The organism is Roseburia sp. AM16-25 (assembly GCF_003473825.1).
Lineage (GTDB): Bacteria > Bacillota > Clostridia > Lachnospirales > Lachnospiraceae > Pararoseburia > Pararoseburia lenta.
This window is the reverse complement of record NZ_QUCW01000002.1, coordinates 239,463-253,109: the sequence shown is the minus strand read 5'-3', so window position 1 is coordinate 253,109 and position 13,647 is coordinate 239,463. Positions and strand designations below refer to the sequence as shown.

General features: G+C 43.3%; 10 protein-coding genes. 1 reads left to right on the top strand and 9 read right to left on the bottom strand.

Features of this window, described 5'->3' with window-relative positions:
* Positions 1–6: 6 nt before the first annotated feature.
* The 4 genes from DW183_RS05045 to DW183_RS05030 form a co-directional block, all read right to left on the bottom strand.
* Entirely contained in the window at positions 7–2,283 is a 2,277-nt protein-coding gene (locus DW183_RS05045) for a family 78 glycoside hydrolase catalytic domain (protein WP_118280929.1), read from the bottom strand.
* A gap of 60 nt (positions 2,284–2,343) precedes the next feature.
* Positions 2,344–3,813 (bottom strand): MFS transporter, encoded by a 1,470-nt coding sequence (locus DW183_RS05040; protein WP_118280928.1) that lies wholly within the window; start codon positions 3,811–3,813, stop codon positions 2,344–2,346.
* A gap of 106 nt (positions 3,814–3,919) precedes the next feature.
* Positions 3,920–5,410, bottom strand: coding sequence for a family 43 glycosylhydrolase (locus DW183_RS05035; RefSeq protein WP_118280927.1), 1,491 nt, complete (start codon positions 5,408–5,410; stop codon positions 3,920–3,922).
* The gene (locus DW183_RS05030) at positions 5,407–6,192 is read right to left on the bottom strand and encodes an alpha/beta hydrolase (RefSeq protein ID WP_118280926.1); all 786 of its coding nucleotides are present in this window, start codon (positions 6,190–6,192) and stop codon (positions 5,407–5,409) included. The genes DW183_RS05035 and DW183_RS05030 overlap by 4 nt, the downstream gene beginning before the upstream one ends.
* Before the next feature lie 476 nt (positions 6,193–6,668).
* Here DW183_RS05030 and DW183_RS05025 point away from each other — a divergent pair, with 476 nt between their 5' ends.
* Positions 6,669–7,928, top strand: coding sequence for an AraC family transcriptional regulator (locus tag DW183_RS05025; protein WP_118280925.1), 1,260 nt, complete (start codon positions 6,669–6,671; stop codon positions 7,926–7,928).
* Between the two features lie 71 nt (positions 7,929–7,999).
* On the opposite strand, the gene DW183_RS05020 is transcribed toward DW183_RS05025, so the two are convergent.
* The 5 genes from DW183_RS05020 to hrcA all read right to left on the bottom strand — a co-directional run bounded on the left by DW183_RS05020 (position 8,000) and on the right by hrcA (position 13,454).
* Positions 8,000–8,539: a histidine phosphatase family protein gene (locus DW183_RS05020; RefSeq protein WP_118280924.1), complete on the bottom strand. Its 540-nt coding sequence runs from the start codon at positions 8,537–8,539 to the stop codon at positions 8,000–8,002.
* 77 nt (positions 8,540–8,616) lie between these two features.
* A complete protein-coding gene (gene dnaJ, locus DW183_RS05015) occupies positions 8,617–9,786 on the bottom strand; it encodes a molecular chaperone DnaJ (protein WP_118280923.1) in 1,170 nt (389 codons plus the stop codon).
* 5 nt (positions 9,787–9,791) lie between these two features.
* Complete coding sequence (gene dnaK / locus DW183_RS05010) at positions 9,792–11,684, bottom strand: molecular chaperone DnaK (protein ID WP_118280922.1); 1,893 nt, start codon at positions 11,682–11,684, stop codon at positions 9,792–9,794.
* 70 nt (positions 11,685–11,754) lie between these two features.
* Entirely contained in the window at positions 11,755–12,405 is a 651-nt protein-coding gene (gene grpE, locus DW183_RS05005) for a nucleotide exchange factor GrpE (protein WP_118280921.1), read from the bottom strand.
* Between the two features lie 20 nt (positions 12,406–12,425).
* Positions 12,426–13,454, bottom strand: coding sequence for a heat-inducible transcriptional repressor HrcA (hrcA, locus tag DW183_RS05000; protein ID WP_118280920.1), 1,029 nt, complete (start codon positions 13,452–13,454; stop codon positions 12,426–12,428).
* Between the last annotated feature and the right edge of the window lie 193 nt (positions 13,455–13,647).

Below are 13,647 nucleotides of genomic sequence, written 5' to 3'. Positions count from 1 at the left end.
TTTCAGTCAAGCCCCCGTGGGAAGTTCCTCCTTTCTCCGCCATGATACAAAAATACCGCCCGTAGTCTCGTTTGGGCGGTACTTTGTGTAAGATTGGCAGTCCATTATTAAGTTTTTTATTATGTTCCCTTTGTACACCGTTGCAACAAACGGTGTAGACAAAAAGCCCGTACCAACGCGCCAATGATAATGCTCTAAAGCCTGTATCAGACGTTTTTTTGCATAAACAGTATCCTTCTCATCCAGCAATCCAAAATAGAGGGGTCTTACCAGTCTCGCCTGACGATCCGTATCCAAAGAATACTTTGGCAGGTGTACAAGTTTTTGATAAGTATGTTTGGCGCCGTCACGATATTCCTCATAAAGCGGAATATCCTCTGTTTTTCCCAGATAGGATGCGATCTCTGCCATCAGCCCCATGACGTAGGATAAATATGCCGTTGCCTCCTCCGGACGCGAAGTGGCGAAATCCTTCCAGGTCATCGTCTTGACATCGTTTGGTTCTGCCCACTCCCCATAATGCTGTCCGTAATTGTAGAGATATTTTTTGTCTTTTTCGGACAGACCTGTGTGCTCTGAAATAAAAGGTTCTGTCTTTCCCGTGCGACCGATCATGTACTTTGCATAACGCTTCATATTATCATAGTAATCGCTGATCATGCGATCATCCCCAAACATCTTCCATAGACGATAAGGAATCAGAATACCGGCATCCGACCAACCGACAGATCCATTCATCACACGCATATAAAAATCCGTGCCTCCTTCCGGTGCAATCTGTGGAAAATTGCCGGATTTGTCCTGCCAGTCGCAAAGATCATTTTCGTATTTCAAGGCAAACGGCGCATAGTTTACCATGTAGGAAGCCGTATTGACAAAAATCTGCGCGTCTCCGGACCAGCCATGACGTTCTCTGGTCGGACAATCTGTCGGCAGATCGGCAGAATTATTCTTGAGCGACCAGAGGGTATTTTTGACAAACTGATTTAAAAGCGCATTGGAAGAATCAAAGGTAAAGGTCGTCTCAAAATCGGAATAGACAGCGATTGCCTTAAAATTTGTCGGATCGATCGGACAATCTGCCTCAACTTCTATGTACTGATAACCAAAAATGGCAAAGGTCGTCTTATATTCGTTTCTTCCTTCCTTGCAGAAATATTCCACCTGCTGCAAAGGCGTCTTAAACTCTCCTCTCGCACACTGGATATTCTTCTGGATAAATTCGCCGTCTTTCATCAGTTCCCCAAAACGAAGAAAAATCCGTTGACCGGCCTTGGCATTTTTCACCGTAAAGGCAAGAATTCCAGCGATATTCTGTCCAAAATCCAGCACCTTTTTCCCGGATGGGGTCACGATCAGTTTGGGATTCATCAGCCGCTCCTGCTCGATCAATGGAAAATTGTTGGAAGCCGTCGGCCATATCTTGTGCGATGTCACTTTTGCTTTTTTCCAGACAGCCTTGGCAAAATCTTCCCTTCCGGCATCGTAGATCTCGCCGTCCTTATTGTCTGCAAAACGGATTGGTCCATCCTGCGTCCAGGAAAAAGTGTCGTCTGTTGCAATGACCGCCACTTCTCCATCCTCATAGGTAATTTCTATCTGCGCCAGAAGTTTCGTTTCACTTCCATAATAATTCCGCATACCCCAGGCACCAACAGATCCACGATACCAGCCGTCTGCCAGCATGAAGAAAAGTTCGTTATCTCCTTCTTTCAGTAAATCGGTCACATCCACTGTCTGATACTGAATCCTTTTTCTATAGTCGGTAATGCCCGGTGCAAGGATAAAATCCCCTATCTTTTTTCCATTGATACGCCCCTCATATAGACCACAGGCACTCATATAGGCGCGGGCTTTTTTGATCTTATGACCGTCTTTTACCACAAAACTTCTTTTGAAACAATCCACCGGATAGCGTTCTTTTTTCTTTGGAACATAATCTCCGGTAATCCACTCTGCGCTCCAATCATTTTTTTCTAAGAGTCCCAATTCAAAATGTGCTGTATCTGATGTCTCCGCTTCGTCTTTTTCATCCCAGATTGTGACCTTCCAAAAAACCTCCGAACGGCTTTTTAAATTTGCTCCTCCCCAGGGAATCAGGTGCATTTGCTGGCTTTCAACTTTCCCGGAGTCCCACATCATATCCCCATCCTCATCCCTCGCCAGAATCTGATAGGCACTTTGCTTTGATCCCTCGGAAAAATTCCAACTAAGACGAGGGCACGCATAATCGATACCGATCGGATTTCTCATGTATTCTACTTTTAAGTTTACTGCCTTCATAGACCTTCTCTGCCTCTCTATTTCCTCGTATCCGGTTTTTCTAATTTTTAACAATTTCTATCATTCTGACTTTTTTGCTTCTCTGCGGGCAGCAATCTCATCCTGTTTTTCCTTTAATCCCTTTTCTACGTTGATAAACATAAGCAGTACAAATACAATGACGGAAGTGATCACTTCCAGACCTACAAAGCAAAAAGTAATCATACTTTTCACTGCATCCGGTTGCTGTGCTGCTACTGTCACACCATCTACAAGAGAAGGTGCGATATAACCTGTCTTTGATAAGAGAATGTTGAAAACACCAGTACAGATACCACCGACAGCTACTGTGATAATGGAATAAATCGACATAGCAGCGCCATCAACTCGGAATCCGTTTTTCCACTCCAAGTGATCGTATGTATCAGCCATCAAAGCCATAAAGACGTAAGCGCAAGGCAGCCCACCAATATTTTTAATAAACTGTCCGACCAAGACAATGACCATATTGGTCGGTGCCATCCAGCAAATGGCACTACCCAGACCATAAAGAACAAATCCGGCTGCGGTAAGATTTCTTTTTCCAAATTTCTTAGCCAAAGGCCATACCGCAAAGATACCGATTCCCATCGGAATACCGCCGATCACGGATACCATAGTCTGCGTGATACCATCGTTATAAGTACCAAGGACATAATTGCAATAGTAGACCAATGCAATATTCTTAAGCATAGAACCAATGGTATAGACAAAGAAATAAAGCAAGAGGCAGAACATATAGCGATCTGTCAAAACAGCCTTCATTTGTTGCTTAAAGGTAATGTCGTTTTCTTCTGTGACATCTGCATTTTCTTCCGTGACGCGTTCCTTCGTATGATAATACTCCAGTAAGGTCAGCGGCAAAGCCAGAATCGAAAGGATAGCCGCCATGGCAATCCATTTTTCCTTTACCACGCCCAGTTGCGGCAGTACCAGCATTGGGAAAATCAAAGCGACGATGATGCCCGAAATCATGATGGTTGCAATGTTATTAAACACCGCCAAAACACCCCTCTGCTCCGAATTTCTGGTGGAAAGCGGAACCATCAGATTATGACTCATGTTATAAATGGTAAATGCTAACGAATAAAACAAATTGTATGAGAGCATAACCCAGATAACTTCCAATGTTTCATTGAACTCTGGTACTGTAAAAAGTAAAATACCGGTAATCGGAAGTAATACTGCCGCCAACAAAAGATAGGGTCTTGCCTTTCCCTGCTTTGTCTTGGTATGGTCAATGATATAGCCCATAATAACATTGGTAATGGCATCAATGACTTTCGAGATGATTGGAAATGCCATCAAAAATAAACCGCCCCATACGGTCGTCAGATTCAATACATCCGTATAATAAACATTCAGATAGGATGCTAAAACTGCATTCAGCAACAATGCTCCTGCAGGACCAATTAAATATCCTACCCATTTTTCTTTCTTTTCCATGTCCGGTGATTTGATCCGGCTGTTGAATGCTTTCGCATCCAAAAATTTTGCTCTGATTTCTTTCATTTGTCCCTCTCCTTTTACCCTTCAGAATCCTTTATAGATTCTGCTTTTATAATTCTTGTAATAATGTTTTGCTTATTGTAACTTTTCCCTTCATTTTCCAAAATACTTATCTGGAGAAAGAAAAATCGAGAATGTCACACATAGTATCACCTTTTGTCTTCAGATACAGGGCATGCGTCCCCTTTTCTGTAATCTCAACGGATGCCTTGCACCATTCTACGGATGGTGCAAGCGTCAATTCTCCGAGCGTTTTTGTCTCATCACATACGCTAACACTTCCCTGTCCACGATAAGTTACCGTCAAGGTCACTTTTCCATCGAAAGCAAAGTATTTATATCCCATCACAGCATCATCACATAAATCTGCCACAAAACGTTCATCATCCCGACAAGTCACAAATGGCATACGTCCATTATTTCCCATAACCGGTATATGTCCTTTTTTCCAAATCTTGGCATTGTAGAGATTACAACAGATTGCTGCCGGGTAAGTGCCTTCTGCCGCCAGCGCGCCGTCATTCAACCCTGCGGAGGTCATCTCCACCTGTGGAATACTGCCGTCCGCAAGAATCTCCACTTTTTCCGCACAGCCCTGTCTGCTGTAACAGGTCTTATTGGTATGTCTGTGATAGAAAATATACCACTGCCCCTTAACACATACCAGACTACCATGATCATTGCTTGTCATAGCAAGCCTTTCTGATAATTTTCTTCCTTCAAAGCCAACATCACCGTTAGAGATAATAACACCCCGATAGGTAAAATCACGGTCCGGATATTTACTTGTAGCATAACAGAGTTCATGATTGACCTGAGAAGAATAAATGTAATAATAGGTATCACCTATTTTTCGCATAGATGATGCCTCAAAAAAGGCATGGTCTTCCCACTGTGTTCCCTTTGCATCAAACTGTCCCGGTGCAAGACGTTTGGGCTCGGATATAACGGTGAGCATATCATCTGCAAGTTCAACGACATTTCCTCCCTGAATACCCTGTGGTTCTCTTGCCATCTGCTCCTTAGACTTTTCAAACAATTTTCCTGCCACAAAATGCTTGCAGGTAAAATTCAAAAAGCCATACATACTTTTCGGCATACTTTGTGATCCCGTTCCGATTGCCCAGCCGTAATAGAGATAAATCCTGCCATCGTCATTCAAAAGTCCGGGGTCAAAGGTAATACACCTGTCAAAAGTCGAGCCGTCTGCATTTCTCACCTCTCCATAATACTCGTATTTTCCTGCCGGTGTATCGCAGACTGCCACATGGATTGGTCCCGTAAAGTGTCCGCCACTCATGGCATAATAGAGGTAATATCGTCCATCCTTTCCCTCTACAACATCCGGCGCATACATATACTTATCTTTCTCATTTCTTCCCGGATCCTGATCGGCGCGATAAATGATACCCTCACTACGCCAGTCAGATAAATCATCCACCGGTGCGGAAAAACATTCATAATCAAGCACACAGAATTCCGTACCGTTTTCTGCATCATGGGAGCCATAAATATAAAGGCGGTCGCCAAAAACATGCGGTTCTCCATCCGGAATATAGGTATCCAATGGTAAATACGGGTTATAGGCTTGTTTTTTCATCTCATATTCTCCTTCCAAAATGTTACTGCATGTTCGATCCAATTTTCTGCTGCTGTTCCTGTCGCTGGTCCTACGCCATGATCTACCCCTGGAAAGATCTCACATTGATGTGCAATATGATTTCTCTCCAGCGCCTGTTCCATCATCTTTGTATTCTCTGGTGAAACTGTACCATCTGCATCACCACACCAAATATACGTCGGTGGATAAGCAGCATCAACATTGGTCTGCACACTATATTTTCTTGCTGTTTTCTCGTCTGCTTTTTTTCCAATATGATTCTGTCTTGTTCCCTGATGCGTCAGATCTTTTTCCAAAGTGATGACTGGATATGAAAGCACAATTGCTCCCGGTTTGGGAAGTTGATATCTGGCATATCCCATAACTGTTGTTCCAAAACTACCCGCCAGATGACCACCTGCTGACGCTCCCCAGACAGAATAATCTGTCATATCCACATGATACTCGTCCGCTTTTGCACTGATTTCCCTGACAGCCCTCGCCAGATCATCCTGCGGATTTGGATATATGGCTTTTTTTCGCACTCGATAGTATACGATAAATACAGATATATCCATGGCATTGAGTTTGCGTGCAATCGGCGTCCCTTCAATAAAAGAACAAACTAATGTATATCCCCCACCCGGGCAAAGGATTGCACACTTATGTGTCTTTCCATCCTTAAGAACAAATCTGTCATCTATTTTGTACTGATTCCTCCGGTAGATATCCTTAAGCGGCTGTTTCTTATCTAAATCTACCAGTTGCTTATTATTTCCCATAATTTCACTCCTTTGCTGGCATGTCTGTTTCTAATTCCATCACAAAGCATCCTACCATTGGATGCCCCGTATTTTTCACTGTCGTCTGACTACTGCCAGAATAAAGCCAAATTCTTCCGTCATTATCTACCAATATTGATGGATCAAATTTTTGTATATTATCCCTTCATATTTCCATTCAGATAATTCCTCTAATGGCGCAGACCATACAACATAATCGTTTTGGCAGTAATCCGTACCGCCTGCACGATCATGGCTTCCATATACATATATCCAATCACCAAAAACATGTGGTTCTCCATCCGGAATATACTCTCACCCAAGTAGATATGGATTAAATATTTCTCTATTCATTCTGGTCTCCTTTACTACACACTTTTAACTATCTTATAATATAATTGATTTTTTTTGTTATTTCTTGTAAGATTGTTTTAATCATTGTAATTTTATATCATCATATTGGTTAGGAGAAAATCATGCGCCAGATAGACTACGATTTTATTGCCAGCAATATCTCCTCTCTATCGTCTGTTGCTGTCAGAGTATATAAAGAAAATAAACTCATACATTACTATGATCCTTCTCATTTTCCCAAAGACCCTGCCAGCCCCTACCTCGATACCCTGCTTGCGATTGATGGCAATGTAAACTATTTCATCTCTCCCTACGAACATTTTTATGGTATTGTAAAACATCAGGAGTATACGCTCATCTTAGGGCCGACTTTCCAGATTACACCGTCAAAAAAACAAATCCGCGAATTCATGTTTTCCCTTGATCTCCGAATGAATTACATGGAACAATACCAGCAACTTATGCAAAGCATTACTCCACTACCTGTAGAAATGCTACTTCATGAACTTTGTCTGATATACTACTACATCAGTGATGTTAAACTCAATTTAGCAAATATAAAAATCTACGATAGTAATGCCAAAATTTCCAGCCAGAACCAAGCGTATACATTAACAGATAATAGCGATGCCTCTATCCCCCATTCCTCATTTAACGATGCATTTAATGACATAACATGGGCTCACAACCATATTGGCGACTACATGGATGATACGGTATCCTATGCTCATACAACACACGATTTTGAATGCGCTATGCTTGCCTGTGTAAAGGAAGGAGATATAGAAAATCTGCAAACCCTCATCGCACATACCGATCCAGGTCGCGCCGGAAAAATTGCACCAACCTATTTACGCCAGGTCAAAAATATCTTTATCACCTCCGCAACCCTGCTTTCACGCGCTGCGATTGACGGCGGGCTCCCGGTTGAGGAAGCCCTGACACTCAGCGATAAATATATCCAACACGCAGAGAATTACGATAACCCGGAACAGGTCATGAATCTGCAATATCATATGGTAATTGATTATACAAGTCTGGTTCGGGATATTAAAAAAGGAAAACGCTATGATAAATTCATGCGATCTGTCACATCCTACATCCGAGAGCATCTGACCGAAGATTTCTCCGTTGATCAGATGGCTCAGGATCTTTTCTTAAGTCGCAGTTATCTGTCAACCAAATTCAAAAAAGAAACCGGTATGACCTTGTCACAGTATATTCAAGAACAAAAAATCGAAAAAGCGAAGTCTCTGTTAAAAACGACTGATCGCTCTATTTTAGAGATAGCAACCTATTTAGGCTTTTCCTCCCAGGGGTATTTTCAGAATGTATTTAAGAAATTGACCGGTATGACGCCGAAAGAATACCGAAATCAATAGAAGATGCCGCTCTGCACCTGTCGGTATGCCAAAAGGGACGCTCCTTGTGGCAAAAGGAACGTCCCTACAAACTACAACTCGTATTTTCTAATTTCACAATTTTGTGGTCTTGGTCTCCACTTGATTCCATTTCTACGGTTTTCAAGAACTCCACAAAGAGCCCGGATAATGCCACCGTGACAGACCACAAGCACGTTTTCATAGTCCTCTTTTTTGAGATCTTCGATAAAAGAACGACTTCTTTTCACCATAGATGAAACAGGCTCCACCGTCTTAGGTGCCGGTATGATTTCCGGAAGCATCCAGTATAAGGTCATAAATGGTCCTAATTTTTTATAACTCTTTTTTTCGTATTTTCCAAAGTTTACCTCGATGATACGCGGATCCACGATCAATTCCTCTTCGGATACACCTCCGATGATCATGGCTGTTTTCTTTGCTCGCTTCAATGGGCTGCAGTAAACAGCGTCGAACTTCATATCACCAATCTTTTTCCGTGCTTCCTCTGCCTGCGCAATTCCTGTTTCGTTCAGTGGTTCGTCATAAACGCCCTGCATCAACTGCTTTTTGTTGAGATCTGTCTGCCCATGTCTTGTAATCCAAACTTTCATGTATGTTATCCTCTTTCTCTTATACGCAAAAATGCGATGGGATATATTTCTATACCAAGCCATCGCTTCTTCGCATTTTATAAATCGTCTACGGCATCCTTAAGTTTGCCCATAAATCCTTTTTTCTTCTTTTCTTCCTTAACCGCTGTTCCTCCGGCTTTCAAGGTCTTTCCTGTCTCATCATCAAACTTACGCAAAGTTTCTTTTGCTTCATGACTAAGAGAAGTCGGAACCTGTACCACTAAAGTAACATAATGGTCACCACGCATATTCTTATTACGCAAAGACGGAATACCTTTTCCACGCAAGCGGATCCTGGTATCGGTCTGTGTGCCGGGCTTCACTTCATATACGACCTTTCCGTCCAAGGTATCGATCATGACTTCACCGCCCAGTGCTGCCTGTGCAAATGAGATCGGAGCAGAAGAATAAATATCGTATTCGCTTCTCTGGAAGATCGCATGCGGGGCCACACGAACCTCAACCAAAAGGTCTCCTCTAGGTCCTCCGTTGATGCCCGGCTCTCCCTTTTCACGGATACGAACACTCTGACCGTTATCAATACCAGCAGGAATAGATACAGAAATTCTCTTTTTACGGGAAATGTATCCGGTACCATGGCAATCACTACATTTTTCTTTGATGATCTGCCCTGTTCCCTGACATTCCGGACAAGACGTTACATTCTGTACGGTTCCAAAGAATGATTGCTGTGTAACTACGATCTTTCCCTTACCGCCACACTTCGGACAGGTATCCTTTGTGGTTCCAGGCTTTGCACCGGATCCATGACAAGTTGCACACTCATCTTTTAATACCAGTTCGATCTCTTTTTCACAACCAAATGCTGCCTCTTCAAACTTGATATTGACTCTTGCACGGACATTCTGCCCTTTCATCGGTCCATTGTTGGTACGTCTGTTGCCGCCACCGCCAAAGAAATCACCGAAGATATCTCCAAAGATATCTCCAAAATCCATGCCTGAGAAATCAAATCCGCCGCCACCGGCACCGCCGTCAAAAGCAGCATGACCAAACTGATCATATTGTCTTCTCTTATCCGGATCACTCAAAACAGCATAGGCTTCAGAGGCTTCTTTGAACTTTACCTCTGCTTCTTTATCACCCGGATTCATATCCGGGTGATATTTCTTTGCCAACTGTCTGTATGCTTTTTTGATCGTTGCGTCATCGGCATTTTTATCTACGCCAAGGACTTCATAATAATCTCGCTTCTGTTCTGCCATGTTTTTTATACTTCCTTGAAGTCTGCATCTACGACATCATCATCTGCCGCATTGTAAGTGGTGTTTGCTCCCATATCAGGGCCTGCACCGGCACCCATGTCAGGACCTGCACCCTGTGCGCCTGCTGCCTGAGCCTGCTGTTCATACATCTTGGTGAATACCTTCTGTGCACTCTCCTGCAATTTCTCCTGTGCAGCCTTTAATTCTGCTACGGTTGCATCATCCATAGCCTCTGCTTCCGGATGTGCCTCGAGGATTGTCTTGATCGCTGCGATATCAGCCTCAACTGCTGACTTATCTGCCGCATCGATCTTGTCGCCAACTTCTTCCAAAGCCTTCTCTGTCTGGAATACAAATGCATCAGCATCGTTTCTGGTGTCGATGGCTTCCTTACGCTTCTTATCCTGTGCTTCAAACTCAGCAGCTTCCTTAACAGCCTTCTCAATGTCTTCATCAGACATGTTAGATCCTGCTGTAATGGTGATGTGCTGTTCCTTACCTGTACCAAGATCCTTAGCGGATACATTTACGATACCATTGGCATCGATATCGAAAGTAACCTCGATCTGTGGAACACCACGACGTGCTGGAGGAATACCATCCAGGCGGAACTGTCCTAAGGACTTGTTGTCTCTAGCAAACTGTCTCTCACCCTGTACTACGTTGATATCAACGGCTGTCTGGTTATCAGCAGCAGTAGAGAAGATCTGGCTCTTCTTGGTAGGGATCGTTGTATTTCTCTCGATCAACTTGGTTGCAATACCACCCATAGTCTCGATAGAAAGAGAAAGTGGTGTAACATCCAAAAGCAAGATCTCACCGGCACCGGCATCACCTGCTAACTTACCGCCCTGGATAGAAGCACCGATGGCTACACATTCATCCGGGTTCAAAGACTTGCTTGGCTCATGTCCTGTAAGTGCCTTTACCTTATCCTGTACGGCTGGGATACGGGTTGATCCACCAACAAGGAGAACCTTTGAAAGTTCACTTGCTGTAAGACCTGCATCCTTTAATGCGTTCTGTACCGGAATGGCTGTTCTTTCTACAAGGTCATGTGTTAATTCATCGAATTTAGCACGTGTTAAGTTCATATCAAAATGCTTTGGTCCTTCTGCTGTTGCAGTGATGAAAGGCAAGTTGATGTTTGTTGTTGTTGCAGCGGAAAGTTCTTTCTTAGCCTTCTCTGCTGCTTCTTTTAATCTCTGGAGAGCCATCTTGTCAGTAGAAAGGTCAACGCCTTCTGCCTTCTTGAACTCATCCAGCATCCAATCTGTGATCTTCTGGTCGAAGTCATCGCCACCAAGACGGTTATCACCACTTGTTGCAAGAACTTCGATAACGCCATCACCGATCTCAATGATAGATACATCAAATGTACCACCACCTAAATCATAAACCATGATCTTCTGCTCATTTTCATTGTCAAGACCATAAGCAAGTGCTGCTGCTGTAGGCTCGTTGATGATACGCTTTACATCAAGACCAGCGATCTTTCCGGCATCCTTTGTTGCCTGACGCTGCGCATCATTGAAATATGCAGGAACTGTGATAACTGCTTCTGTGACAGGCTCACCCAGATAGTTCTCTGCATCGCTCTTTAACTTCTGTAAGATCATTGCTGAGATCTGCTGTGGAGAATACTTCTTACCATCGATGGTACGACCATTGTCTGTACCCATATCTCTCTTAATAGAAGAAATTGTCTTTTCTGCATTTGTAACTGCCTGACGCTTTGCAGGCTCACCGATCAATCTCTCTCCTGTCTTTGTAAATGCTACAACAGACGGTGTTGTTCTTGCACCTTCCTGGTTGGCGATAACGGTTGGCTTACCACCTTCCATAACTGCTACACAAGAGTTTGTTGTACCTAAATCAATACCAATAATTTTTCCCATGATTTTTTCCTCCTATTTATCATCACATTGTTATTGTCTTTATTTTAAATTAGCATTGCTACCAATTTGACTAGTTTGCAACCTTGACCATGCTATGACGAAGCACTGTATCGTGATACATATAGCCCTTTTGGAACTCTTCTACGATCTCGCTCTCGCCGGCTTCTTCATCCTCCACATGCATCACTGCGTTGTGAAAATTCGGATCAAATTCATTGCCGAGCGCCTCGATCGGACTCACGCCTGCTTCCTCCAAGGAAGTCATCAGTTGCTTGTAGATCATCTGCATCCCTTGTGCAAATGGATCTTCGCTCTCTTCCATGCCCTTAAGACCTCTTTCAAAGTTGTCAACGACCGGAAGGATCTTTTCCAAGATGCTCTTTGCTCCCACTTCATACATCTGTGATTTTTCTTTCTCAGAACGTTTGCGGAAGTTCTCGAACTCGGCCATCTGGCGTCTGACCTTGTCGGTCAGTTCTTCGATCTGTGCATCCTTTTTGTCTTTCTTTTCTTTCTTTTTGAAAAAGCCTCCATTTCCTTTTTCTTCCTCAGCTTCTTCTGCGGATTCTTCTTTTTCCTCCGCCTCCTCTTTGGTATCAGCGGCTTCTCCTGCCTCTGTACTTTCTGTATCTTTTTCTTCGGAAGTCTCTGTCTCGACTGTCTCGACTGTCTCGTCTACTTTGACTTCTTCCCTATCTTCCTGCTTCTTTTCCTCTGCCACTTTTACATCTCCTTCCTATGTCATTCCCTTTTCATGATCTTGTCAAGCTGCGACTTAAGATTTTTCAGGTTATCCATGACATTTTCGTAATCCATACGCTTTGGTCCGATAATTCCTATCGTGCCCTTCACGCCCTCACCTAATTCATAGGTGGCTGTCACGACGCTGCAATCTTTCATTGTCTGGATCGGTGACTCATTTCCTATATATACCTGAATGCCGGTTTCTTCATCTCCCTGTGTCTCAGAGATCAGATCTGCCAGCGCCTGCTTTTCTTCAAAAGCACTGATCAACTCACTTGCTCTCTGGGAATCGGAAAGTTCCGGATATTTGAAAATATTCGTTGCTCCACTCGTGTAAATCTCCAGATCGTCGTCTTCGTGAATCGTCTCAGCCACGGTATTTAAGACTTGTGCAATGATCTCTTCGTGAATACCCGCCTGCTCTTTTAACTTGGTGATAAGTCCTAAGTTGATCTCATCGACGGTAAGCCCGTTCAAGTTGGTGTTCAAGAGCATGTTGAGTTTCAACATAGTCTCATTGCTCAGAGGTTCCTCAACCGGAATGATCTTGTTCTTTACGATGTTGCCTTCCATAACGACCACCGATAAGATCTGGTGTTCATCTACGGCAGATAACTGTACGAACTTGAGACGGTTGCGCTGGACACTCGGTGCAGATATCATCGTGGCGTACTGCGTATTGTTGGCAAGTACCTTGACGACCTGTTTTAAGAGTTGTTCCATCTTCTCCGTCTTTTCGATCATCAGATCCTTCATCTCGGTCACTTCCCGATCCTTGACTTCCATCAAGTGATCTACATAGAAGCGGTAACCCTTATCGGAAGGAATACGTCCTGAAGAAGTATGCGGCTGTACGATGTAGCCCAGTTCCTCAAGATCCGACATCTCATTACGAATCGTAGCAGAACTCAGATTCAGATCTGACATCTTGGAAATGGTACGGGAACCAACCGGCTCTCCGGTTTCCAGATAGTTCTGTATGATGGCGTTTAAAATTTTCTCTTTTCTCTCACCTAATTCGTCCATCGGATACCTCATCTGATTTCCTTGTTTCTAAGATTGTTAGCACTCATTAACTTAGAGTGCTAATATCTTTAAACCTAATGTATCACTGCCCTTTTGCTTTGTCAACACTTCTCACAATTTTTTTTATTTATTTTTGTGAATTTTTTGTGGCACAGGGACGCTCCTTTTGCCACATGGACTGTCCCCTTTGGCG

Bases quoted from the DNA above. Each gene is read 5' to 3' on its own strand.
- hrcA (WP_118280920.1), bottom strand. From the start codon at position 13,454: ATGGACGAATTAGGTGAGAGAAAAGAGAAAATTTTAAACGCCATCATA.
- DW183_RS05045 (WP_118280929.1), bottom strand. From the start codon at position 2,283: ATGAAGGCAGTAAACTTAAAAGTAGAATACATGAGAAATCCGATCGGT.
- DW183_RS05040 (WP_118280928.1), bottom strand. From the start codon at position 3,813: ATGAAAGAAATCAGAGCAAAATTTTTGGATGCGAAAGCATTCAACAGC.
- DW183_RS05035 (WP_118280927.1), bottom strand. From the start codon at position 5,410: ATGAAAAAACAAGCCTATAACCCGTATTTACCATTGGATACCTATATT.
- DW183_RS05020 (WP_118280924.1), bottom strand. From the start codon at position 8,539: ATGAAAGTTTGGATTACAAGACATGGGCAGACAGATCTCAACAAAAAG.
- DW183_RS05030 (WP_118280926.1), bottom strand. From the start codon at position 6,192: ATGGGAAATAATAAGCAACTGGTAGATTTAGATAAGAAACAGCCGCTT.
- dnaK (WP_118280922.1), bottom strand. From the start codon at position 11,684: ATGGGAAAAATTATTGGTATTGATTTAGGTACAACAAACTCTTGTGTA.
- DW183_RS05025 (WP_118280925.1), top strand. From the start codon at position 6,669: ATGCGCCAGATAGACTACGATTTTATTGCCAGCAATATCTCCTCTCTA.
- dnaJ (WP_118280923.1), bottom strand. From the start codon at position 9,786: ATGGCAGAACAGAAGCGAGATTATTATGAAGTCCTTGGCGTAGATAAA.